Source organism: Haemophilus sp. CCUG 66565, assembly GCF_001679495.1.
Lineage (GTDB): Bacteria > Pseudomonadota > Gammaproteobacteria > Enterobacterales > Pasteurellaceae > Haemophilus > Haemophilus haemolyticus_K.
Map to the genome: position 1 here is coordinate 156,206 of NZ_LZOX01000016.1, position 22,693 is coordinate 178,898.

Below are 22,693 nucleotides of genomic sequence, written 5' to 3' on the forward strand. Positions count from 1 at the left end.
GAATGTCAGTAACAGTTAGTAAACGTAAAAAATATGTCCGTCCAATGACAGCGACTTGGTGGCAAAAATTGGACTTCTATAAAGCTTATATGCTACGTGAAGCGACTTCAATCTTTGCTGTATGGTTTTGTATTGTATTGCTTTATGGTGTTCTTTGCCTCGCAAGCAATCCAATGCCAGGCTTAGGCATCTTGAGCTTTATTGAGTTTTTAAGAAACCCAATTGTGGTGTTCTTAAATATTATTACGCTTATCGCAACGCTTTATCATACGGTGACATACTTCTTAATGACACCAAAAGTAATGAATATCATTGTGAAAAATGAACGCTTACCACACCGCGTTGTAAGAAATGCACTTTGGGCGGTAACCGCATTAGTTAGCGTGATTGCTTTAGTTTTAGTTTATATCTAAGGGAGAGAAAAAATGGTTGATCAAAATCCAAAACGCTCCGGCGAACCGCCAGTATGGTTAATGTTCGGTGCAGGCGGCACAGTGAGTGCAATTTTTTTCCCTGTCGTTATTTTAATTATCGGTTTGTTATTACCATTTGGTTTAGTCGATGCGCATAATTTAATTACTTTTGCTTATTCTTGGATTGGTAAATTAGTTATTTTAGTGCTTACTATTTTCCCAATGTGGTGCGGTTTACATCGTATTCACCACGGTATGCACGATCTTAAAATACATGTGCCAGCTGGTGGATTTATCTTTTATGGTTTAGCCACAATTTATACCGTTTGGGTGTTATTTGCGGTAACGAGTCTATAAGAGCTAGATTCATTATAAAAAAGCGAGCATAAGCTCGCTTTTTTTACTATAAAATTATCGTCCTTTCTAATTATTACAATCAAAAAAACAGCTATAAAAATATAGCTGTCTAAATTCTCAAATTTCTATTACCAATTATGATAATGATGATAATAACCGACACCCACAGCGGGGACCACAGGAAGAGTAGGGCTAATAATTCTTACTTTCGCTTTCTCATCACTCGCATTCATTTTTAGTGGTGTTTCTTCTTGTTTAGAGACCCGAGCTTTTTGTGAGGCAACAACAGTATTTCCACTCTGCACTCGGGCGTTATATTCCTGAACTGTTTTCATATCATAAATGCCATTATCTGGCTTATTATCAGAAGAACATGCAACTAATAAACATGTTATACCTAATACTAAAATATTTTTTTTCATATCCACCTCTATTTACAAATTACTTCTGTTAACACCGCTTTCCCTTCTGATACATTGTTAACAGCCTTTTCCTTCAATTTCTTATTTTCTATAATTTGAATACGCTCAGATACTTTTTTATCAGAAATAGAATAAACGGGTACATAACTTAAATTTTGCGTATTCTTCCCACCATAAATTGTAGCGCCAGTTACGCTGCCATAATATTCTGTTTTATCATTGGGTGAAAGATAATTGTGGGTTGAATTTGTATAATTTACACCTCTAGCCTTAAACCCTTTACAAATCCCAGCCGGAGATTCATAAATAGTTTGAGATGAACTCATCTCATCCATTTTATAAACTTTTAATTCAATACTCTGCCCCAAAAGCTGTACATCATTATCTGAAATTTCAGACGAAAAGCTTTTTTGATCTGCCGAATCAACATAAGTAATATTACTTGCAATAGAAACCCGAGCAATAACAAGGCTGCTAACCATAAGAAAAAATAACGGAACCGAAATATAAGATTGATGCTTCATATTTATTTTTTCCTTAGTCTTTACTATATTGATATCGCTCTAACGTCAAACCATCAGGCTTAAAAAAGAATAACATTTCAAGCGATAAATTATCTATTCTAATTAGTTCGTATTAATTATGATAGTAACATAATGAAAACCTAATAAATAGGTTCATCATCAATAATCATTTTTACCGCACTATATCAGAAAGCACTACAATGCTCTAGGTTATTTTTCAGGGGTAATACTTTTTGATTTTTCTTCGTTCTGCGCTTCTAAAGCATCACGCGCGGCACGAATACTTTTTTCAATTAATGGAACCCTCTCATCATCTTTCGGCATTAAGCGCAGCATCATCGCCCAAGTCACTGCCGCCATTTTATAATCTTCCGTTTCAAAATAACGGAATGCGAGCAAACTTAGGGCCTCAACATTAGTATGATCTTGACGAATCACTTCACGTAATAAATCGCCACCTTTTAGTTTATCAGTCGCATCATCAGAGAACATCAACACGCGAGCATAGCCTAATTTATATTGCACATTATCTGGTTCTAACTTGTTGGCCTTCTGATAACTATCAAATGCTAAACGTACATCACCTAAATTCATCCCAATCTGACCGAGCATCCACCATTTTTTTGCATCAGTTGGATTTTTCTGCAAATCGATTCGAAGTGCGGTAGAAAATTGCTGCATTTCTGCATCAGAAAATGGATTTTTATCTTCATCTTTCATTCGCTCATAGAAATATGGCAATTTCGCATAAGTTTGCTCTAACATCGATTCAGCTTGCCAAGAGCCCACCATAAAATAAGAAGAGCCCGCGATAATTCCTAGCGCCAACACGCCAGACACAAACCACACTTTTCCATAAGATTTGCCAGAATAATCCGCATTCTCTTGAACCTTGCTCGGCACATCATCAAGCAAGGTCTTCTGTAATTCTTGTTTGAGTTGCTCAACATTTTCAACTAAACCTTGGGAATTATCTTGCTCAATTTCTTCCAAGCGCGAGAAATATAACGCCTTATTTAAATCATCACGTTTTTGCCAATGTTTCGCTTTGAATTGACGCAATAAAGGATAAAAACAAATTAACGCCACAACTAAAGTGGTTAATATAAAAATTAATGCAAAATTCATCTATTTATCCTTGTTTAATAATTCTGCCAAACGCGCATTATCTTCATCAGTTAAAACATCTTGGGATTTCACCGCACTTTGAGCTTTTGGCTTACGTCTTAATAAAAATACCACGCCTAACAACACAAGCAATAATGGCGCAATCCATAGCACTAATGTACTCGCTGTCATAGGTGGATCATAGGTTACAAAATTGCCGTAACGCGCCACCATATACTCCACTACATCATTTTTCGATTTGCCTTCTTGTAAAAGCTCAAATACTTTGCCACGCATATCCACAGCGATAGTCGCATTGGAATCCGCAATATTGTTATTTTGACATTGAGGGCAACGCAAAGATTGTGTTAATTGGTGGTAATCACTCTCTTGCTGTGGAGAACTAAAATTTAATGCGTCAATAGCTGAAAACGCCACTGAGCTAAACAAAAGTGCGGTCAAAAATAGCCATGTTTTTTTCATTATTGTTGCTCCGAAAGTTTGTCATAAATTGGTTTTAAAGTCTGAGTCCAAACTTTTTCGTTTACATCTCCAGCATAACGATAATGAATCACACCTTTTCCATCTACAATGAAAGTTTCTGGTGCCCCATATACTCCTAAATCCAAACCGAAAGAACCTTTTTCATCTTTTAAAACAACTTTATAAGGATTGCCAAGATCTTTTAACCACTTCATTGCTTTAGGTGATTCATCTTTATAATCTAAACCGATAATTCGCACACCGTCTTTAGCAAGTTTGTTTAAATATTGATGTTCGGCATAACAAGTCGGACACCACGTCGCCCACACATTAAGTAAAACTGGCTTACCTTGTTGAAACAATTCGTTCGTGTAAGCTTTATTTTCAAAAAGCTCCGTTAAATTTTTTGCTGGCACAGGCTTTCCAACCAAAGCAGACTCTAATGCTTTAATATCTTCACCTTGCGCATTACGTTTTAATTGCACTAAAAATGCAATTGTTATCGATAAAAAGAGAATAAGAGGAACGAGTAATTTTTTTTTCATTTTTTACCGCACTTTAAATATAAAAAACCAAAGTAGACTTTTATAAAAGCCCGCATTGTTCACATAATCTAATTAAAAGTTAAGGCACACCTTAATCAAGGTGCGCCGTCATATTATTTTTTCAATAAAGCGTTAAATCGATAGCGTCGATCGAACATACACAACAATCCACCTAACGCCATAAACAAGCCGCCAATCCAAATCCAGCGAATAAACGGCTTGTAATATAAGCGTAACGCCCAAGAATTATCATCAATCTTTTCACCGAGAGCCACATAGAGATCACGAGTTAAACCACCAGCAATGGCGGCTTCCGTCATAGACATACGACTTACTGTGTAAAAACGTTTTTCTGCAAATAAGCTTGCTTCTGGTTGCCCATCTTTCGAAATATCAATTTGAGCTTTTCCACCAATATAGTTTGGACCATTCGCATCCGTCACACCGGCGAATTTAAAATCGTAACGACCAATTTGTGCACTCTCGCCGACTTTCATTCGAACATCACGTTCTACGCTGAAGTTTTGGCTAAACGCGATCCCCCAAACTGTCATTGCTACGCCTAAGTGAGCTAACATCATTCCCCAATGAGAACGAGATAGTTTGCGTACGCCAACAAAGAATGATTCACGATGCGTCGCACGTTGTTGCAATTCATAAAGCGCAAGTAGAGCGATAATCACAGTCATCATTGAACCCAGCACCGAACTCACAGTAATTTTATCTTGCAAGAAGTAAGGTAACGCAAAACCTGCAATCACCATAACAAATACGCTGATAACAACAGGCGTACGAATTGCAGAAAATTGGTCTCTACGCCATTTCACCAAAGGACCAATACCAAGCAATAATGCAAATGGTGTCATAATAATTAAGAACATTTGATCAAAGAATGGTGCACCAATAGAAATAGAACCTAAACCAAGTTGTTTGTGAACGAGTGGTAACAATGTTCCTAAGAATACAACGCAAAGAGCGGTCATTAATAAGATATTATTTAATAACAACATGCTTTCACGTGAATAGCGTTCTGCATTATCACGAGAACGAATTTGACTTCCTTTATACGCATAGAGCGCTAGCGAACCACCAATCACCACAACGAGGTAAGCCAAAATATACAAACCACGAGTTGGATCCGATGCAAATGCGTGAACTGAAACTAAAATGCCAGAACGAACTAAGAACGTGCCGAGCAGACAAAGTGAAAAGGCTAAAATCGCAAGTAATACCGTCCAAGCTTTGAAAGAACCACGTTTTTCTGTCACAGAAAGGGAGTGAATCAATGCTGTACCAGCAAGCCAAGGCATAAACGAGGAGTTTTCCACAGGATCCCAGAACCACCAGCCGCCCCAGCCAAGCTCATAATAAGCCCACCAAGAACCGAGTACGATACCTAAAGTTAAAAACACCCAAGCAGCAAGCGTCCAAGGACGTGACCAACGTGCCCAAGCTGAATCTAATTTTCCAGTCATTAAGGATGCGATCGCAAACGCAAATGCCACAGAAAAACCAACATAGCCCATATAAAGTAATGGCGGATGGAAAATTAAGCCTACATCTTGCAACATTGGGTTAAGTTCTTTTCCGTCCACTGGGAAATCTGGGAAAGTACGAGTAAAAGGATTTGAGGTGAACAAGACGAACAACACAAAACCGACGCTAATAATCCCCATTATACCAAGTACACGAGCAACCGCTTCTTGAGGTAAATGTTTACTCAATAAAGCAACGGCAGATGACCAAACGGCCAGTAACCAAATCCACAGTAATAAAGAACCTTCATGAGAGCCCCATACGGCAGACAAACGATAATAAATAGGTAAAGCCGTATTAGAGTTATTCACGACATACTGAACACTAAAATCATTTACTGCGAATAAATAAAATAACGCAGCAAAAGCGATGCTTAGACTTGCCAATAAACCATAAGTCATTGGGCGAGCTAATGCCATTAATTGAGCATTGCCCTTTTCTGCCCCCCACAAAGGGAAAATCGCCAACATAAGCGATACGGCTAAACTTAAAGCCAGCGCATAATTTCCTAATTCAGCAATCATTTTACGCCTTCTTTTTCTTGACGATCACGTGTGCTTTCGCCTTTTAAATCCGCATCACCAATCCCCATTGGCTTATGCACTTTTTTCATTTTTTCACCTAATTCTGGTGGCACATAATTTTCATCGTGTTTAGCCAATACCTCTGTCGCAGTTAAAACGGTTGGCTGAGTTAATACACCTTGAGCCACAATACCTTGTCCTTCACGGAAAAGATCTGGCAAAATACCTTCATATTCAACAGTGATCGCAGGGCCAATATCATTTAGATCGAACCGCACTTTTAAGCTTTTGGGATCACGCACTACCGTGCCTTCAACCACCATACCGCCAACACGAATACGCTGCCCCACTTCAGGTTTTTGATTCGGGTTATTATCCTTGCCTTGAATCACTTCAGATGGCGTATAAAACAAGTCGATATTTTGACGTAACGCATACAGCATCAATCCACTTGCAATAGCAATACCGAGCACAACAAAAATGACTAATTTAAATCTGGATTTACGTCTTGGATTCATAGTGTGTTCCCTTTATTTGCTTGTTGTAAACGTTCTTCGCGTTGTTGTTCACGCAATACATTTTGTAACACTGTCTTGCGTTGTTTTACACTTTGAACGATTAAGGCAATCACTGCCACTAAACTTACTGTATAGGATAACCATACGTAAAAACCGTAGCCACCCATATTAAAAAAATCACTCCAAGTCTGGAAAAACATAAAATATTCCTTATAAAAAAATCGCTAAAAAACTAACCGCACTTTATTTCAGTGTTTGAGCCAATACTTTAACCCAAGGACGTTTCGCATCTTCTTTCAATAATTCCACTCGATAACGCACTAAAGTAAGCCAAATATACAAGGTTAAAAAACCGAATATACACAAAATTAATGGAACCAACATTGGAATTGCAATGGATGGTTTTTCCAGTTTAGTGATACTCGCACCTTGATGTAGCGTGTTCCACCATTCCACAGAAAAATGAATAATCGGTAAAATCACGACCGTTGTAATGCATAAAATCCCCGCTGCTTTTGCTCCTACATTACGATCTGAAAAAGCAGAATAAAGCGCTAAGATACCAAGATAAAGAAAGAATAAAATCAATTCTGCAGTTAAGCGAGCATCCCATACCCACCAAGTGCCCCACATCGGTTTACCCCAAATCGCGCCCGTAACAAGCGATAAGAAAGTAAACAATGCACCAATTGGTGCCATTGCAATCATGGCGAGGTGGGCTTGCTTAATTTGCCACACAAGGGCAACCACAGCTGCAATCGCCATTGATCCGTACACACCCATAGACCAAATCGCTGTCGGCACATGAACATACATAATTCGGAAACTATTACCCTGTTGGTAATCTGCTGGGGCGAATGCTAAGCCCCATACAATGCCAACACCGAGTAAAATAAGTGTAAAAAATGCAAATAGCGGACTCAATTTACCGCAGATACGATACTGAGTTTCGGGTTTTGCATAAGGATGTAACCACTTCCACATAAAAAAGATCCTTAAAAATTAAAGAGAAAAACCACCGCACTTTTATACGGTGAAATGAAACTAATTATCTAAACTAATTCGCAGTGCCGTGGCGATGGCAAAAGGCGAAAGCGTTACTGCGCCAACCATCATTGCACCTAAAATCGCCAGTTGCCCCCCATAAGGCACATTTAGTCCTGCTGCCTCTAATACTGATGAGGCAAAAATTAAAACAGGAATAAACAACGGAACAACAAGCAAACTCAACAACACGCCCCCTTTTCGCAATCCCACCGTTAAAGCCACGCCAATTGCACCAATACAACTCAATACAGGAGTGCCCAGTAACAATGTCAAAACCAATGCCCACCAAATATTGACCTCAAGAGAAAGTAACAAAGCGGCAATAGGTGATAGCAAAATAAGTGGCAAACCAGTGAGCAACCAATGAGCAACGACCTTGGCTAAAGCCGTCATCGGCAAGGGCTGTGCGGTTAACATTAATTGTTCAAGAGAACCATCAATAAAATCATCACGGAATAAACGTTCAAAAGAAAGCAATGCTGAAAGTAATGCTGCTACCCACGCAATACCCGGTGCGATACGGGAAAGCAATTTTGGATCTGGCCCAATAACAAGCGGAAACAAAGTAATCACAAGTAAAAAGAACCATAGCGGATTTAAAATTTCCGCATTTTTGCGCATCGCAATTTGAAGCTCTCGTTTAATTATCTCTAAAAAAATCATTAAGTTATTCCGCTTTATAAGCCGCTAAATTCAATTTTTGCAGATGAGAACTTGGCACTTCTTGGTGGCTGGTTAACAACACAATACCACCTCGTTGAGCATGCTCATCAAAAAGTGCGGTTAGAATTTCCACGCCTTTTTTATCAATCGCAGTAAACGGCTCATCTAAAATCCATAAGGGCGCTTGAGACAGCCATAAGCGACCTAATGCAATACGCTTTTGTTGTCCTGCTGAAAGTTGTGCGGCAGGCAAATCTTCACGACCTAATAATCCCACTTCCTCAAGCAAATCCCACAAAATATCAGTATTTTGTTCCGCTTGGCTAATTCGTTGATAAAACTGCAAATTTTCCCATGCTGTTAGTTCTGGTTTTACGCCTGAAAGATGACCTAAATAAAGCAAATTTTGATGATACTGTTCACGTTGTTTAGAAATTGCTTCAGCATCCCACCGCACTTCGCCTTCTAAAGGTTGAGCTAAACCCGCAAGAATACGTAATAAACTGGTTTTACCTATGCCGTTATGCCCTTCAATTTGCACAAAATCACCGCTATTAAAATAGCAAGTCAAAGCACGAAAAAGTACTCGCTCACCACGTTGGCAGGATAAATTTTGCAGAGATAACTTGTGTGGTTCAAACATAATTGCAAAGGGAAAATAAAAAGTGGCGGTATTCTATCACAAGAGAAATATTTGACGAGATTTTAGCTCTCAAAACAAATAACTCTTTAGAAGTAGATCGATAGGTTTATTGATTTAAAACAAGGTTTAATAAATTCGTCTATTAATGCAAAAGGAAAAACATTTAATGATCTAAATCAAAATTTTTGCTATTATTTGCCCACTTTTGGTTATAGACCAAAACCCTCAACGAAATTTGTCTTTACATAGAAGGAATAAATTATGGCTTACACTCTACCTGAATTAGGCTACGCCTACGATGCATTAGAACCACATTTCGATGCGCAAACAATGGAAATCCACCACAGCAAACACCATCAAGCTTATGTAAACAATGCAAACGCTGCATTAGAAGGTTTACCCGCTGAGTTAGTGGAAATGTGCCCAGGTCAATTAGTTTCTAACCTTGACAAAATCCCTGCAGAAAAACGTGGTGCATTACGCAATAATGCAGGCGGTCACACAAACCACAGTTTATTTTGGAAAAGTTTGAAAAAAGGTACTACTTTACAAGGTACATTAAAAGATGCGATTGAACGTGATTTCGGTTCTGTAGAAACATTTAAAGCTGAATTTGAAAAAGCAGCCGCAACTCGTTTTGGTTCAGGTTGGGCGTGGTTAGTATTAACTGCTGAAGGTAAATTAGCCGTGGTATCAACAGCAAACCAAGATAACCCATTAATGGGTAAAGAAGTGGCAGGTTGTGAAGGTTTCCCACTTTTAGGTTTAGACGTTTGGGAACACGCTTACTACTTGAAATTCCAAAACCGTCGTCCAGACTACATTAAAGAATTCTGGAACGTGGTAAACTGGGATTTCGTTGCAGAACGTTTTGAACAAAAAACAGCCCATTCAGAATGTAATTGTGCTAAATAATAAAAGATAAAGGCCTAGAAAAGTAGGCCTTTGTTTTTTTTATATTATTTTTGACTACATACAGCAATAAAATGTAATTTATGTTCAGGATCATTAAAGGTTTTGAACATTCTTTTAAATTGCTCACGATTTTCTGCTTTCATAGCATTACGGATGATTTTTAACGTCCCAAGAATGCCCTCATCATAAATCATCCCTTTTGGTGAAAGTAAAGTCATCTCACCAGAGAAAGTATCAACATTTCTAAAGCCACTTTCTTGGAATATTCCTTTCCAGCCATCTTTCGTTAATGGCGTTACCGTCACGTTAATCGCTTTGCGCATATTTTCTAGAATCGTTTGATGATCATTCCCCACCAGCATAACATCGTGAGTAAGCAATAAACCATTTGGTTTTAACACTCGAAAATATTCTGCAATGGCTTTTTTCTTAGCTTCCACGGGTAACATCGTGAGCATCGCTTCATTGATGACAATATCAAAACTTTCATCTGCAAAAGGCAACTTCATCGCATTCGCACGCTGCACATGAATTTTGTCTTGAAAGCCATTTGCGACGATATTTGCTTGTGCTTTTTCTAACGCATGTTCGTCTAAATCAACACCTTCAATATGGCAACCAAATTGCTTCGCCAATCCAATGGCTGTCGTTCCCATATTACAGGCAACCTCTAACACTTTTTTATCTTGGCCAAAATCGCCATTGGCAATTAACCAGTCTGTCGCTTTTTTACCGCCTGGACGCAAACGAGTTTTACCTAAACGTGCAAGAAAATTATGCCCTACTTCATCTTTTGCCATATCTATCTCCTAGTAATTAACTTGGTTTTTATATTATAGATGAAAATTATTCTTATTAAAGTAGTAAAGCAAAAAATAACCCAACCGATTGGTTGGGCTATAAAAGATCAGAAAAATTTACCGCACCTTAAATCAATTAGGTTTCCATTCACCATTAAGCACAGTTGCTGTCACTTTATAATCTGACGTAAACACGGCTAAATTTGCGATTTTTCCTTTTTCTACCGAACCTAAACGATCATCCACACCAATTGCTCGTGCAGGATAAAGGTTACTCATTCGAATTGCTTCAGCAAGCGGAATTTCTACAAACTCGACTGCATTCTTAATAGATTCGATCATAGTAATTGATGCTCCAGCAATCGTACCGTTTGCATCAAAACAGCGGCCATCTCGGATATAAATGGTTTTTCCTACGAATGTGAAGGTTTCCAATTCTGGTGGAGCCCCTGCTGCAGCAAGAGAGTCAGTCACAATACAAAGTTTGTCACCTTTGATTTTTTTATCAATGCGAACATTGCCGTAATTGATATGCACACCATCCACGATAATACCGGTGTAAACATCAGAATCTAGTACTGCACCTACTACGCCCATAGCACGTCCAGAACTAATTGGCGACATTGCATTATGCAAGTGAGTCGCAAAAGTTGCGCCTTTGTGGAATGCGGATTTAGCGACTTCATAAGTCGCATTAGAATGGCCTACAGAGACAATAATGCCCGCTTTCACAAAATCAGGCGTATAGTTAATAGTTGGGTTTTCTGCGGCAATGGTAATTTTTGTAATGACATCACCATTTTCACAGAGGAAATCTTTCATTTCAGGCGTAATTTCACGAATATATTCGGGACGGTGTACACCTTTTTTCTCAACACTGATAAACGGCCCTTCAATATGTAAACCAAGTGCTTGGTTTTTATGCTTGTTTAAATATTCACGCATAATTTTCACCGCACTTTTTATGTTTTCATCTGGTGCCGTGATAAAAGTAGGAAGGAAACTGGTACAACCTGATTTCAAGTTAGTTTCCTGCATAATTTCCAAGGTTTCAACGCTAGTTTGGTCGTTAAACATCACGCCACCGCAGCCATTTAATTGAAGATCAATAAAACCCGCCGTTAAATTATTACCTTGTAAATCAATGGTTTTGATGCCTGTTTCTAATTCAGCTTGTGGAACTACCGCTTCAATAATTTCACCGTTAATAATTACCGCAAAATCACGTAAAACATCATATTTTGTGTAAATCACACAATTTGTTAATGCATATCTCATTTTTTGTCCTTAAATAAAATAATCAGAAAAATGACCGCTCTTTTGAGCGGCAGGATCTTATAACACGCTATGAATGGCGCGTTGTTCTAATTCAGTAAAATATTTAACTGTTTTTACTTTCAATTCTTGCTGTGCAGGTTCATCACAAACTAACACAAAATGGCGATGTAATTGAAGTGCACTCACTGTCCACATATGGTTCACACCACCTTCGACTGCTGCTTGAACGGCAAGCGCCTTATGATGGCCAGTTGCAAGGATCATCACTTCTTCTGCATCTAATAATGTGCCTACACCAATAGTCAAAGCATATTTAGGCACTTTATTCACATCATTATCAAAGAAGCGTGAATTTGCGATCAGCGTGTCTTGAGTTAAGGTTTTAATACGAGTACGGGAACTTAATGATGACGCCGGTTCATTAAAGGCAATATGGCCATCATTTCCTACTCCGCCCATAAATAAATTAATTTTTCCGTAAGATTTAATTTTTTTTTCATAACGGTGGCATTCCGCATCATGATCATCCGTATTGCCGTTAAGAATATTGATATTTTCTGGCTGAATATCGATATGATTGAAGAAATTGTTATACATAAAACTATGATAACTTTCAGGATGTTCCTCTGGTAAACCCACATATTCGTCCATATTGAATGTTACTACATGCTTAAAGCTCACCTCTCCCGCTTTACAAAGTGCGATTAATTCTTGGTAAGTTTTTAATGGCGTGCCACCAGTTGGTAAACCGAGAACGAAAGGACGTTCAGCTGTAGGATTAAAATGATTGATACGATCAACAATATGGCGTGCAGCCCAACGACTCACCTGTTGTTCGTTGTGTAGAGGGATAAGACGCATACTATACTTCCTTCATTTTCAATACCGTGGATAAACAAACCAACGGTTAAACATAATGGTTCCCCACTACGAAATAGAAAAACTGAGAAGCAGGAAACGAGAATTGCTACCCCAAGAGGGACAAATTACGAGTAACCTAGGGAAATCACTCCCTAGGTTCTCACGATATTCCATTAATTATAAAAATTTCGCTTTCAACTCTTTTGCTTTAGCAAGCTGAGCATCTGTTGCTTTTGCTGTCATTGGCTCACGGCAATAACCCGCATCCACACCTTCTAATTTAAGCAATTCTTTGATGGTTAAATATAAACCATTCGCTAAAATACCTTCGATTAAATCGTTGGTTACGTGTTGAATTTCTAACGCTTCGGCTAATTTACCCGCTTTGGTTAGTTCAAAAATTTGACGAGCACGAACGCCGTTTACGTTAAAAGTTGAACCAATTGCGCCATCCACACCAAGTGCGGCTGCAGGTAACATCATTTCATCGAAACCAGCCCAAATTAAGTGGTTTGGATAAGCTTTTTTCAAACGTTCTAATAAGTAGAAATCACCTGCTGTGAATTTTACCCCTAATACTTTCGGGTTTTTGTAAAGTTCACCAAATTGTTCAATTCCCATATTCACGCCAGTTAAGAACGGAATAGAATACACGATCATATTATTGCCCGTTTCTGCAATAATGGTGTCGTAATAATGTTTGATTTCAGGGAAACTAAATTTATAGTAGAACGGAGTAACCGCAGATAAGCTATCGTAGCCTAATTCTGTTGCATATTTACCTAATTCAACTGCTTCTTTCAAGTTTACGCTACCCACTTGAGCAATTAGCGCGATTTGATCTTTTGCTTCATCTTTTGCAATACGGAAGATTTCTTTTTTCTCTTCAGTTGAAAGCATAAAGTTTTCGCCTGTTGAACCACCCACATATAAACCATCAACTTTCATCTTGTCGATATTGTGGCGGATAATTTGACGTAAACCTTTTTCATTAATTGTGCCATCTTCATTAAATGACACTAATAATGCACTGAAAATACCTTTTAAATCACGCATAAGTTTTCTCCTATTTTATACGTTGTTCAAGAATCACATTGAGGGTTTTTTGCTTGGTTTGAGCTGCAAGTTCTTCTTCGCCCTGCACTAACAAAGCATAAATTAAATCTAATACAAAAAGCTGTGCAATTTTGGTACCAATGGAGTCACCTTGTAGCTTCCCTTGTTTATTACCATTTACCAAAACATAATCAGCATATTCTGTAACAGGTGAACGCAAACTATGAGTTAATGCCACTGTCGTTGCACCATTTTGTTTAGCAATTTTGAGTGTATGTGCTGTTTCAGCGGAATATCCTGAATGACTTAAACCAATTGCCACATCAGAAGAGGTAAGTAATGCCGCCTGCATATACATAAAATGATTATTGCCTGTTGCATCCACTTGGAAACCGATACGCATCAACTTATTTTTTGCATCTTCAGCGGTCACACCAGATGATCCCACGCCAAATAAAAAGATACGACGTGCTTTTTTAATGGCTTTAACAACTTGCTCAAGCTGTTTCAAATCTAATAAATTAACCGTTTCTTCCATTACATTAGAAACTGCCGTTTGCAACTTTTGTGCAATCGTTAAAGAATCATCGCTCGGCATAATTTCTGTTTCGAGCACTGTTTCATCATTGTTATCTTTAGTAGCAAGCTCAATGGAAAGTTCTAATTTAAAATCGCTGAAACCTTTAAAACCAATGGTTCGACAAAAACGGACGAGCGTAGCTTCTCCAACTTCCAAATGTTTAGCGATTTCTGAAAGGGGACATTGAGACACCAAATCGGGCGAACGTAAAATCGTATCAGCAATTTTTTTCTCTGACTTGGTTAGACTGTGGTAAAGCGAACTAATGGTATTTAACACATTTCCGGATTTAGCCATAAATTGTTCCTTTTGGTTTATCAAGCAGAACATCTTTCACCCAATAAGCTGCGCCGACTAATCCTGCATCTTGACCAAATTTAGCAGATTCAATATCACAGCTATATACAGCAGGCATATCCTGTAAGAAACGTTTGACTAATGGTAAATAACCTTCAGCCAACCCGACACTACCACCTACAACAACTTTTTGTACATCCAATCCAATCACTAAATCCGCCACTAAATTGGCAATGGCTTGGGCTGAACGTTCTATAAGTGCGGTAGCTTTTTCATCATTTTTTCTAAAACGTTCAAAAACTTCTCTTGGCTCACAAGGATCATCCCATTGGGAAGACACCGCTTCAATTGCACGCCCTGCAGCAACTGCTTCTACACAACCTCGACGGCCACAACCACACATTGGGCCATTTGGATCCGCTAATGTATGCCCGATATGTCCCGCGATTCCCTTAGGACCAGTTTGTAATTGTTGGTTTAATATGACACCGCCACCCACGCCAGTAGAAACTGTAATAAAAACAAAGTTTGATACTTTTTCTGAATCTTGAAGTTGGTATTCCGCATAGGTTGCTGCTTGCGCATCATTTAATAAGCCAATTGGTTTATCCGTGTGTTTAGCAATACTTTCTTTTAGTGGAAATTGATTCAAACCACCTAAATTTTTAGGATTAAGTGCGGTTAAAACACCATCATTTATAATACCGGTTGAAGCCACCGCCACATAATCAAATAGCCCTGCATAATGAGTAAGAAGTTGTTCTAATGCTTGATGCATTCCTTCTACCACATTTTCACGCGGTGTATGAATTTGTTGGCGTTGTTCAACTTCGCCATTTTTTACGATAGCCGCTGCGATTTTTGTACCGCCAATGTCTAGAGCTAAACAACGCATAACTTATCCTTATAGTATGAAGTATTTTCTCACACGTCTTACGACTATCTTGCAGATTTCACAGAATTAGCGAACCAACTCACGATATGCTCAAGGCGAGTTAATGCTGAACCAACGGTGACGCAATCTGCGCCAATTTCAATGGCCACTTTTGCCAATTCAGGGGTGTTATAGCGACCTTCTGCCATCACAAAACAACCTGCCGCTTTTAAATCTTTCACTAATTGATAATCAGGCTTTTCAGGAACTGGACCACCTGTATAACCAGACATTGTGCTGCCCACAATATCAAAACCGAGTTTTTGACAATGCAAGCCTTCTTCTAAATTAGAGCAATCTGCCATAGCCAAGCAGCCCATTTCATGGATTTTTTTCACCGCACTTTCAATATCAACTGGACGAGGACGGCTAGTGCCATCTACCGCAATAATATCTGCCCCTGCATTGGCAAGATCTTCAATATCTTGCAGAAATGGCGTAATACGAATCGGACTATCAGGTAAGTCACGTTTTACAATACCGATAATTGGAATGTTTACGAAAGGACGTGTCGCTTTAAGGTTATCTACACCTTCAATACGTAAACCTGATGCGCCACCAGCAACGGAAGCTTGAGCCATGGCAGAAACAATTTCAGGTTTATCCATTGGACCATCATCAACGGGTTGGCAAGAAGCAATGAGACCGTATTGAATTTGAGAAAGCACATCTTGATGAGATAATTTCGACATAATATCACTCCTAAATATAACTGAGCCTGCATTTTCGTCAGTGCTCAGCATTATATAAAAACATAACTCCATTTTAAAATTTTTTTTGAAGTATTTTTTTGCCAATGTGATCTACCTCTCAATTTTGAAATAAAACTTCAAAGAGCAGTTCAAAAAGTATTTTTTTACTTTAGAATAGCGCCCGAGTCGTTTTTTTGATGTCTAAAACATCGAGCATTCACTTTCAATCCAAGCCAATTATGGCTTATATCAACATAGGTTCACACAGGAGCGAACATTATGAAATTTACTAAACTTTTCCTTGCAACTGCTATCACATTAGGCGTTTCTTCAGCCGTTTTTGCCGCAGATTATGACTTAAAATTTGGTATGAATGCAGGTACTTCATCTAATGAGTACAAAGCAGCTGAAATGTTTGCGAAAGAAGTAAAAGAAAAATCACATGGTAAAATTGAAGTTTCACTTTATCCGAGTTCACAACTTGGTGACGACCGTGCAATGTTAAAACAATTAAAAGACGGTTCTCTTGACTTCACTTTTGCTGAATCAGCTCGTTTCCAATTATTCTATCCTGAAGCAGCAGTGTTCGCGTTACCATATGTCATCACCGACTACAACGTTGCACAAAAAGCATTACAAGAAACCGCATTTGGTAAAGATTTAGTTCAAAAAATGAATAAAGAGCTTGGCATCACGCTACTTTCTCAGGCCTATAATGGGACTCGCCAAACAACTTCAAATAGAGCAATCAATAGCATTGCTGATATGAAAGGTTTAAAACTTCGTGTACCCAATGCCGCAACTAACTTAGCATACGCAAAATATGTAGGTGCATCGCCAACACCTATGGCATTCTCTGAGGTATATCTTGCACTTCAAACTAACTCTGTCGATGGTCAAGAAAACCCATTAGCGACCGTACAAGCACAAAAATTCTATGAAGTGCAAAAATTCTTAGCGATGACTAACCACATCTTGAATGACCAACTTTATTTAGTGAGTAACGAAACTTATAAAGAATTACCGGAAGATCTTCAAAAAGTAGTCAAAGACGCCGCTGAAAATGCAGCAAAATACCACACTAAATTATTCGTAGATGGCGAAAAAGATTTGGTGAAATTCTTTGAAAAACAAGGTGTAAAAGTAACCCATCCAGATTTAGCGCCATTCAAAGATGCGATGAAACCATTCTATGCTGAGTTTGTGAAACAAACTGGTGAGAAAGGTGAAAAAGCATTAAAAGAAATCCAAGCGATTAAATAATCCCCTATTATATGCGCCAACAATTTGGTTGGCGTACTCATTTTCGTTCTCCACAATCTCTCGGAGTGAAGTATGAAATTTTTTAACAAACTTGAAGAATGGATTGGCGGTGCGCTATTCCTTGCCATCTTCGGTATTCTTGTTGCTCAAATCCTATTCCGCCAAGCTTTCCAATCACCATTAATTTGGAGTGAGGAACTCGCTAAATTATTGTTTGTATATGTAGGTATGCTCGGTATTAGTGTGGCTATCCGCAAACAAGAACACGTTTACATCGACTTCTTAACCAATTTAATGCCTGCTTCTGTCAAAAAAGTAACAAACTCTTTTGTACAGTTAATGATTTTCCTTGGCATTATTTTCTTTATCCATTTTGGTATTAAAACGTTCCTTGGTGCAGATTTCCCTATTGACGCATTAGGCGGAATTTCAGAGAAATGGATTTATGCTTCTCTGCCGATCATTTCTATCCTAATGTTAGTGCGCTTCTTCCAAGCTCAAGCAGACAATTTTAAAGAAGATAAAAGCTATTTACCGGCGACGTTCTTCATTATAAGTGCGGTCATTTTATTAGGCATTTTATTTACGTTCCCAGAGTGGTACAAAGTATTGCGCATCACAGAATATGTGAAATTTGGTTCTAACTCTGTATACGTTGCCCTAATATTCTGGCTGGTTATTATGTTCCTCGGTGTGCCAGTAGGTTGGTCATTATTTATTACCACATTACTTTATTTCTCAATGACCAGATGGAACGTAGTAAACGCAGCGGCTGAAAAACTGACCATGAGTTTAGATAGTTTCTCATTACTTGCTGTGCCGTTCTATATTCTAACGGGTATTTTAATGAATACTGGCGGTATCACAGAACGTATCTTTAACTTCGCAAAAGCCTTACTCGGTCACTACACTGGTGGTATGGGGCATGTAAATATTGGCGCAAGTTTATTGTTCTCAGGTATGTCAGGTTCTGCACTTGCTGATGCGGGTGGCTTAGGTCAGTTAGAAATCAAGGCTATGCGCGATGCAGGCTATGATGATGATATTTGTGGTGGTATCACTGCAGCATCTTGTATCATCGGTCCATTAGTTCCACCAAGTATCGCCATGATTATTTACGGTGTAATTGCCAACGAATCTATTGCGAAACTCTTCGTTGCAGGTTTTGTACCAGGCGTACTTGTAACGATTGCCTTGATGATCATGAACTACTACGTATCTAAAAAACGTGGTTATCCAAGAACACCAAAAGCAACTCGTGAAGAACTTTGCACATCATTCAAAAGAGCGTTCTGGGCAATTTTAACCCCATTACTCATCATCGGTGGTATCTTCTCTGGCTTATTTAGCCCAACAGAATCTGCCGTTGTTGCTGCAACTTACTCCGTCATCATTGGTAAATTCGTTTATAAAGAATTAACAATGAAAATGCTCTTTAATAGCTGCATTGAAGCTATGGCAATTACTGGTGTGGTTGCATTAATGATTATGACCGTGACCTTCTTCGGAGATATGATCGCACGTGAACAAGTTGCAATGCGTATAGCAGATATATTCGTTGCCGTAGCTGATTCTCCACTTATGGTATTAGTCATGATCAATGCCCTCTTGCTCTTCTTGGGTATGTTCATTGATGCATTAGCATTGCAATTCTTAGTGTTACCGATGTTAATTCCAATCGCAATGCAATTTAATATCGACTTAGTATTCTTCGGTGTAATGACTACCTTGAATATGATGATCGGTATCTTAACACCGCCAATGGGTATGGCTCTCTTTGTGGTGGCGCGTGTGGGTAATATGTCAGTATCCACTGTGACTAAAGGGGTGCTGCCGTTCTTAATACCGATATTCTTAACATTAGTATTAATTACGATTTTCCCACAAATCATTACTTTTGTACCAAATCTATTGATGTCTTAACACTAAAGTGCGGTTAAAAAAAGCAAGGCTTTTATAACCGCACTTTTTTTATAAAATAAATCCTATTCAATGCGGTTTTATGAATAGCAAACCATAAACATAACTTAATAAATGAGGTTTATTATGACATTGACAAAAACAGCATTATGCGCCGCACTTTTTGCAACTGTTGCATTTTCAGCTAACGCACAAGCCTATCCAGATTTACCAGTAGGTATCAAAAGCGGAACTGGCGCACTCATTGGCGATACCGTATATGTAGGCTTAGGTTCTGGTGGCAATAAATTCTATTCTTTAGATTTAAAAGATCCTGCTGCACAATGGAAAGAAATTGCTGCATTCCCTGGTGGTGAACGTAATCAACCTGTTGCAGCAGCCGTAGATGGAAAACTTTATGTATTCGGTGGTTTGCAAAAAAATGAAAAGGGCGAACTTCAACTTGTTAATGATGCTTACAGCTACAATCCAGCTGATAATACTTGGGTGAAACTTCCTACTCGCTCTCCGCGTGGTTTAGTCGGTTCAAGCAGCGCATCTCACGGTGATAAAGTTTATATTTTAGGTGGTTCTAACCTCTCTATATTTAATGGTTTCTTCCAAGACACCGTGGCAGCAGGTGAAGATAAAGCGAAAAAAGATGAAATCGCATCCGCTTATTTCGATCAACGCCCAGAAGATTATTTCTTCACAACAGAATTATTGAGCTATGAACCATCAACCAATAAATGGCGCAATGAAGGTCGTATTCCATTCTCTGGTCGTGCTGGTGCGGCATTCACCATCCAAGGTAATGACTTAGTGGTGGTTAATGGTGAAGTTAAACCAGGTCTTCGTACCGCAGAAACTCATCAAGGCAAATTTACTGCTAAAGGTGTGCAATGGAAAAACTTACCTGACTTACCTGCACCAAAAGGTAAATCACAAGATGGTTTAGCCGGTGCACTCGCAGGCTATAGCCATGGCCATTATTTAGTGACTGGTGGCGCAAACTTCCCTGGTTCAATTAAACAATTCAAGGAAGGCAAACTCCATGCGCATAAAGGTTTAACCAAAACATGGCATAACGAAGTTTATACTTTAAATAATGGTAAATGGAGTATCGTTGGCGAATTACCAATGAATATTGGCTATGGTTTCTCTGTGTCTTACAACAATAAAGTATTGCTCATCGGTGGTGAAACAGACGGTGGTAAAGCATTAACCAGCGTCAAAGCCATTAGCTACGATGGTAAAAAATTGACCGTTGAATAATTTGGCATAGAATAATGTGTAAGGCTTGAGGCAAGAATGGGCTCAAGCCTTTTGATTTCATCAAAATATAAAAATTAAGGAGATTATATGAGTGTACTTAGTTACGCACAAAAAATCGGTCAAGCCTTAATGGTGCCTGTGGCAGCCTTACCTGCTGCAGCATTATTAATGGGTATTGGCTATTGGATCGACCCAGATGGTTGGGGTGCAAACAGTCAATTAGCGGCATTATTAATTAAATCTGGTGCAGCAATTATTGACAACATGGGCTTACTCTTCGCTGTGGGCGTCGCGTTTGGGCTTGCAAAAGACAAACACGGTTCCGCCGCACTTTCAGGTCTTGTTGGTTTCTACGTAGTAACCACCCTACTTTCCCCTGCTGGTGTAGCACAATTACAACACATTGATATTAGTGAAGTACCTGCCGCATTCAAAAAAATCAATAACCAATTTATCGGGATTTTAATTGGTGTGATTTCAGCTGAACTTTACAACCGTTTCTATCAAGTTGAATTACCAAAAGCACTTTCGTTCTTTAGCGGAAAACGCCTCGTCCCCATTTTGGTTTCTTTCGTGATGATCGCCGTATCATTTGCCTTACTCTATATTTGGCCTCATATTTTCAACGCGCTCGTTTCATTTGGTGAATCCATCAAAGATTTAGGTGCGGTAGGTGCGGGCATCTACGGTTTCTTCAACCGTTTATTAATTCCTGTTGGCTTACATCATGCCTTAAACTCTGTATTCTGGTTTGACGTAGCGGGTATCAACGATATTCCAAACTTCTTGGGCGGGGCTAAATCCATTGCCGAAGGCACTGCCACTGTAGGTGTTACTGGTATGTATCAAGCTGGTTTCTTCCCAGTGATGATGTTTGGTTTACCAGGTGCTGCTCTTGCAATTTATCACTGCGCAAAACCAAATCAAAAAGTACAAGTGGCCTCAATTATGCTTGCGGGTGCATTAGCCTCTTTCTTTACAGGGATCACCGAACCGCTTGAATTCTCATTCATGTTTGTTGCGCCTGTACTTTATGTATTGCATGCATTATTAACGGGTATCTCTGTATTCATTTCAGCCACCATGCACTGGATTGCGGGATTCGGCTTTAGTGCTGGTTTAGTGGATATGGTACTTTCTAGCCGCAACCCACTTGCCGTTAGCTGGTATATGTTACTTGTACAAGGTATTGTATTCTTTGCTATCTATTATTTTGTGTTTCGTTTTGCAATTAATGCCTTTAATCTCAAAACGCTGGGACGTGAAGATAAAGCAGAAGTAGAAACAGTTACAGCCCCAACACAAAGCAACCAATCTCGCGAAGAAAGAGCGGTGAAATTTATCGCTGCTTTAGGTGGTTCAGAAAACTTCAAAACTGTGGATGCTTGCATCACTCGTTTACGCTTAACTTTAGTTGACCATCACAATATTAATGAAGATCAACTTAAAGCGCTTGGTTCAAAAGGTAATGTAAAATTAGGTAATGATGGATTACAAGTCATTTTAGGGCCTGAAGCTGAACTTATGGCAGAAGCGATTAAAGCAAAATTAAAATAAATTTTGACCGCACTTTACATGCCGTCTATCACTAGGCGGCATTTTTATTAATGAGATTTAGCGATGTTATTTATTCCACCACCTCTACTCTGTTTATTAATTGGCACAGCAATGTATTTTTTGCCAAAAGTAGCGAGTTATTCTGTCCATTTTGCAGTTATTGCCTTTGTCATTACTCTTTCATTTTTGATTGCTGGAGGCAGTGTGCTTCAATTTTTTATCCGCAAAACAACCATCAATCCTCATGACTTTAAACACACAACACAATTAGTTTCTACAGGCATATTTCAATTTAGCCGTAATCCAATGTATTTAAGTTTGCTGTTAATGTTAATTGCGTGGTCTCTTTGGTTGGGTAATAGTTTAGCTTGGTTAGGCGTGCTTGCCTTTATACTAGTTATGAATCGCTTTCAAATAGCCCGAGAAGAAGCCTATTTGGAAAGTAAATTTGGCGATGAATATCGTCTTTACAAACAAAAAGTAAGACGCTGGCTATAAAAAAAA

At 38.8% G+C, this 22,693-nt stretch carries 26 protein-coding genes; 8 read left to right on the forward strand and 18 right to left on the reverse strand.

The window, feature by feature from the left end:
• Positions 1–2: 2 nt before the first annotated feature.
• Positions 3–413: a fumarate reductase subunit FrdC gene (gene frdC, locus A9501_RS06255; protein WP_048953886.1), complete on the forward strand. Its 411-nt coding sequence runs from the start codon at positions 3–5 to the stop codon at positions 411–413.
• Positions 414–425: 12 nt separating this feature from the next.
• Positions 426–770, forward strand: coding sequence for a fumarate reductase subunit FrdD (gene frdD / locus A9501_RS06260; RefSeq protein WP_048953887.1), 345 nt, complete (start codon positions 426–428; stop codon positions 768–770).
• A 128-nt stretch (positions 771–898) separates the two neighbouring features.
• On the opposite strand, the gene A9501_RS06265 is transcribed toward frdD, so the two are convergent.
• The 11 genes from A9501_RS06265 to ccmA all read right to left on the reverse strand — a co-directional run bounded on the left by A9501_RS06265 (position 899) and on the right by ccmA (position 8,782).
• Positions 899–1,192, reverse strand: coding sequence for a hypothetical protein (locus A9501_RS06265; protein ID WP_048953952.1), 294 nt, complete (start codon positions 1,190–1,192; stop codon positions 899–901).
• Between the two features lie 8 nt (positions 1,193–1,200).
• Positions 1,201–1,716, reverse strand: coding sequence for a hypothetical protein (locus A9501_RS06270; RefSeq protein ID WP_048953888.1), 516 nt, complete (start codon positions 1,714–1,716; stop codon positions 1,201–1,203).
• A gap of 210 nt (positions 1,717–1,926) precedes the next feature.
• Positions 1,927–2,844: a c-type cytochrome biogenesis protein CcmI gene (ccmI, locus tag A9501_RS06275; protein WP_048953889.1), complete on the reverse strand. Its 918-nt coding sequence runs from the start codon at positions 2,842–2,844 to the stop codon at positions 1,927–1,929.
• Complete coding sequence (locus A9501_RS06280; protein ID WP_048953890.1) at positions 2,845–3,306, reverse strand: cytochrome c-type biogenesis protein; 462 nt, start codon at positions 3,304–3,306, stop codon at positions 2,845–2,847.
• Complete coding sequence (locus tag A9501_RS06285; RefSeq protein ID WP_046942240.1) at positions 3,306–3,851, reverse strand: DsbE family thiol:disulfide interchange protein; 546 nt, start codon at positions 3,849–3,851, stop codon at positions 3,306–3,308. Before A9501_RS06285 ends, A9501_RS06280 begins: the two co-directional genes overlap by 1 nt.
• Before the next feature lie 113 nt (positions 3,852–3,964).
• A complete protein-coding gene (locus A9501_RS06290) occupies positions 3,965–5,911 on the reverse strand; it encodes a heme lyase CcmF/NrfE family subunit (protein WP_065265320.1) in 1,947 nt (648 codons plus the stop codon).
• Positions 5,908–6,429, reverse strand: coding sequence for a cytochrome c maturation protein CcmE (gene ccmE / locus A9501_RS06295; protein ID WP_065265321.1), 522 nt, complete (start codon positions 6,427–6,429; stop codon positions 5,908–5,910). Before ccmE ends, A9501_RS06290 begins: the two co-directional genes overlap by 4 nt.
• Positions 6,426–6,629: a heme exporter protein CcmD gene (gene ccmD, locus A9501_RS06300; protein WP_053466203.1), complete on the reverse strand. Its 204-nt coding sequence runs from the start codon at positions 6,627–6,629 to the stop codon at positions 6,426–6,428. Before ccmD ends, ccmE begins: the two co-directional genes overlap by 4 nt.
• Positions 6,630–6,672: 43 nt before the next feature.
• Complete coding sequence (locus A9501_RS06305) at positions 6,673–7,413, reverse strand: heme ABC transporter permease (protein ID WP_065265322.1); 741 nt, start codon at positions 7,411–7,413, stop codon at positions 6,673–6,675.
• Between the two features lie 60 nt (positions 7,414–7,473).
• A complete protein-coding gene (gene ccmB, locus A9501_RS06310) occupies positions 7,474–8,139 on the reverse strand; it encodes a heme exporter protein CcmB (protein ID WP_065265323.1) in 666 nt (221 codons plus the stop codon).
• 4 nt (positions 8,140–8,143) lie between these two features.
• The gene (gene ccmA, locus A9501_RS06315) at positions 8,144–8,782 is read right to left on the reverse strand and encodes a cytochrome c biogenesis heme-transporting ATPase CcmA (protein ID WP_048953892.1); all 639 of its coding nucleotides are present in this window, start codon (positions 8,780–8,782) and stop codon (positions 8,144–8,146) included.
• Between the two features lie 261 nt (positions 8,783–9,043).
• On the opposite strand from ccmA, the gene sodA reads away from it, so the two are divergent.
• Positions 9,044–9,697 (forward strand): superoxide dismutase [Mn], encoded by a 654-nt coding sequence (sodA, locus tag A9501_RS06320; protein ID WP_048953893.1) that lies wholly within the window; start codon positions 9,044–9,046, stop codon positions 9,695–9,697.
• Between the two features lie 44 nt (positions 9,698–9,741).
• On the opposite strand, the gene A9501_RS06325 is transcribed toward sodA, so the two are convergent.
• From A9501_RS06325 to A9501_RS06355, 7 genes are all read right to left on the reverse strand, one after another.
• Positions 9,742–10,497 (reverse strand): class I SAM-dependent methyltransferase, encoded by a 756-nt coding sequence (locus A9501_RS06325; protein ID WP_048953894.1) that lies wholly within the window; start codon positions 10,495–10,497, stop codon positions 9,742–9,744.
• A 132-nt stretch (positions 10,498–10,629) separates the two neighbouring features.
• The gene (gene nagA, locus A9501_RS06330; RefSeq protein WP_048953895.1) at positions 10,630–11,775 is read right to left on the reverse strand and encodes an N-acetylglucosamine-6-phosphate deacetylase; all 1,146 of its coding nucleotides are present in this window, start codon (positions 11,773–11,775) and stop codon (positions 10,630–10,632) included.
• A gap of 57 nt (positions 11,776–11,832) precedes the next feature.
• A complete protein-coding gene (nagB, locus tag A9501_RS06335) occupies positions 11,833–12,636 on the reverse strand; it encodes a glucosamine-6-phosphate deaminase (protein WP_048953896.1) in 804 nt (267 codons plus the stop codon).
• Between the two features lie 177 nt (positions 12,637–12,813).
• On the reverse strand, positions 12,814–13,692 hold the full coding sequence (gene nanA, locus A9501_RS06340; protein ID WP_005631506.1) for an N-acetylneuraminate lyase: 879 nt from the start codon (positions 13,690–13,692) through the stop codon (positions 12,814–12,816).
• Positions 13,693–13,702: 10 nt separating this feature from the next.
• On the reverse strand, positions 13,703–14,569 hold the full coding sequence (locus A9501_RS06345) for a MurR/RpiR family transcriptional regulator (protein WP_048953897.1): 867 nt from the start codon (positions 14,567–14,569) through the stop codon (positions 13,703–13,705).
• Complete coding sequence (locus A9501_RS06350) at positions 14,562–15,464, reverse strand: N-acetylmannosamine kinase (protein ID WP_048953898.1); 903 nt, start codon at positions 15,462–15,464, stop codon at positions 14,562–14,564. The genes A9501_RS06345 and A9501_RS06350 overlap by 8 nt, the downstream gene beginning before the upstream one ends.
• 44 nt (positions 15,465–15,508) lie before the next feature.
• A complete protein-coding gene (locus A9501_RS06355) occupies positions 15,509–16,195 on the reverse strand; it encodes a putative N-acetylmannosamine-6-phosphate 2-epimerase (protein WP_048953899.1) in 687 nt (228 codons plus the stop codon).
• Positions 16,196–16,471: 276 nt separating this feature from the next.
• On the opposite strand from A9501_RS06355, the gene A9501_RS06360 reads away from it, so the two are divergent.
• The 5 genes from A9501_RS06360 to A9501_RS06380 all read left to right on the forward strand — a co-directional run bounded on the left by A9501_RS06360 (position 16,472) and on the right by A9501_RS06380 (position 22,687).
• Complete coding sequence (locus A9501_RS06360; protein ID WP_080351572.1) at positions 16,472–17,458, forward strand: sialic acid TRAP transporter substrate-binding protein SiaP; 987 nt, start codon at positions 16,472–16,474, stop codon at positions 17,456–17,458.
• 72 nt (positions 17,459–17,530) lie between these two features.
• Positions 17,531–19,381: a TRAP transporter large permease subunit gene (locus tag A9501_RS06365; RefSeq protein WP_048953901.1), complete on the forward strand. Its 1,851-nt coding sequence runs from the start codon at positions 17,531–17,533 to the stop codon at positions 19,379–19,381.
• A gap of 123 nt (positions 19,382–19,504) precedes the next feature.
• The gene (locus A9501_RS06370) at positions 19,505–20,632 is read left to right on the forward strand and encodes an N-acetylneuraminate epimerase (RefSeq protein WP_048953902.1); all 1,128 of its coding nucleotides are present in this window, start codon (positions 19,505–19,507) and stop codon (positions 20,630–20,632) included.
• An 87-nt stretch (positions 20,633–20,719) separates the two neighbouring features.
• Positions 20,720–22,189 carry an N-acetylglucosamine-specific PTS transporter subunit IIBC gene (nagE, locus tag A9501_RS06375; protein WP_048953903.1) on the forward strand — a complete coding sequence of 490 codons (1,470 nt, stop codon included), beginning with the start codon at positions 20,720–20,722 and terminating at the stop codon, positions 22,187–22,189.
• Between the two features lie 63 nt (positions 22,190–22,252).
• Positions 22,253–22,687, forward strand: coding sequence for a methyltransferase family protein (locus tag A9501_RS06380; RefSeq protein WP_048953904.1), 435 nt, complete (start codon positions 22,253–22,255; stop codon positions 22,685–22,687).
• Positions 22,688–22,693 lie beyond the last annotated feature (6 nt).

What these genes read in the sequence shown, in the direction of transcription:
- frdC (WP_048953886.1), top strand. Translation starts at nt 3, where the DNA reads ATGTCAGTAACAGTTAGTAAACGTAAAAAATATGTCCGTCCAATGACA.
- frdD (WP_048953887.1), top strand. Translation starts at nt 426, where the DNA reads ATGGTTGATCAAAATCCAAAACGCTCCGGCGAACCGCCAGTATGGTTA.
- A9501_RS06265 (WP_048953952.1), bottom strand. Translation starts at nt 1,192, where the DNA reads ATGAAAAAAAATATTTTAGTATTAGGTATAACATGTTTATTAGTTGCA.
- A9501_RS06270 (WP_048953888.1), bottom strand. Translation starts at nt 1,716, where the DNA reads ATGAAGCATCAATCTTATATTTCGGTTCCGTTATTTTTTCTTATGGTT.
- ccmI (WP_048953889.1), bottom strand. Translation starts at nt 2,844, where the DNA reads ATGAATTTTGCATTAATTTTTATATTAACCACTTTAGTTGTGGCGTTA.
- A9501_RS06280 (WP_048953890.1), bottom strand. Translation starts at nt 3,306, where the DNA reads ATGAAAAAAACATGGCTATTTTTGACCGCACTTTTGTTTAGCTCAGTG.
- A9501_RS06285 (WP_046942240.1), bottom strand. Translation starts at nt 3,851, where the DNA reads ATGAAAAAAAAATTACTCGTTCCTCTTATTCTCTTTTTATCGATAACA.
- A9501_RS06290 (WP_065265320.1), bottom strand. Translation starts at nt 5,911, where the DNA reads ATGATTGCTGAATTAGGAAATTATGCGCTGGCTTTAAGTTTAGCCGTA.
- ccmE (WP_065265321.1), bottom strand. Translation starts at nt 6,429, where the DNA reads ATGAATCCAAGACGTAAATCCAGATTTAAATTAGTCATTTTTGTTGTG.
- ccmD (WP_053466203.1), bottom strand. Translation starts at nt 6,629, where the DNA reads ATGTTTTTCCAGACTTGGAGTGATTTTTTTAATATGGGTGGCTACGGT.
- A9501_RS06305 (WP_065265322.1), bottom strand. Translation starts at nt 7,413, where the DNA reads ATGTGGAAGTGGTTACATCCTTATGCAAAACCCGAAACTCAGTATCGT.
- ccmB (WP_065265323.1), bottom strand. Translation starts at nt 8,139, where the DNA reads ATGATTTTTTTAGAGATAATTAAACGAGAGCTTCAAATTGCGATGCGC.
- ccmA (WP_048953892.1), bottom strand. Translation starts at nt 8,782, where the DNA reads ATGTTTGAACCACACAAGTTATCTCTGCAAAATTTATCCTGCCAACGT.
- sodA (WP_048953893.1), top strand. Translation starts at nt 9,044, where the DNA reads ATGGCTTACACTCTACCTGAATTAGGCTACGCCTACGATGCATTAGAA.
- A9501_RS06325 (WP_048953894.1), bottom strand. Translation starts at nt 10,497, where the DNA reads ATGGCAAAAGATGAAGTAGGGCATAATTTTCTTGCACGTTTAGGTAAA.
- nagA (WP_048953895.1), bottom strand. Translation starts at nt 11,775, where the DNA reads ATGAGATATGCATTAACAAATTGTGTGATTTACACAAAATATGATGTT.
- nagB (WP_048953896.1), bottom strand. Translation starts at nt 12,636, where the DNA reads ATGCGTCTTATCCCTCTACACAACGAACAACAGGTGAGTCGTTGGGCT.
- nanA (WP_005631506.1), bottom strand. Translation starts at nt 13,692, where the DNA reads ATGCGTGATTTAAAAGGTATTTTCAGTGCATTATTAGTGTCATTTAAT.
- A9501_RS06345 (WP_048953897.1), bottom strand. Translation starts at nt 14,569, where the DNA reads ATGGCTAAATCCGGAAATGTGTTAAATACCATTAGTTCGCTTTACCAC.
- A9501_RS06350 (WP_048953898.1), bottom strand. Translation starts at nt 15,464, where the DNA reads ATGCGTTGTTTAGCTCTAGACATTGGCGGTACAAAAATCGCAGCGGCT.
- A9501_RS06355 (WP_048953899.1), bottom strand. Translation starts at nt 16,195, where the DNA reads ATGTCGAAATTATCTCATCAAGATGTGCTTTCTCAAATTCAATACGGT.
- A9501_RS06365 (WP_048953901.1), top strand. Translation starts at nt 17,531, where the DNA reads ATGAAATTTTTTAACAAACTTGAAGAATGGATTGGCGGTGCGCTATTC.
- A9501_RS06370 (WP_048953902.1), top strand. Translation starts at nt 19,505, where the DNA reads ATGACATTGACAAAAACAGCATTATGCGCCGCACTTTTTGCAACTGTT.
- nagE (WP_048953903.1), top strand. Translation starts at nt 20,720, where the DNA reads ATGAGTGTACTTAGTTACGCACAAAAAATCGGTCAAGCCTTAATGGTG.
- A9501_RS06380 (WP_048953904.1), top strand. Translation starts at nt 22,253, where the DNA reads ATGTTATTTATTCCACCACCTCTACTCTGTTTATTAATTGGCACAGCA.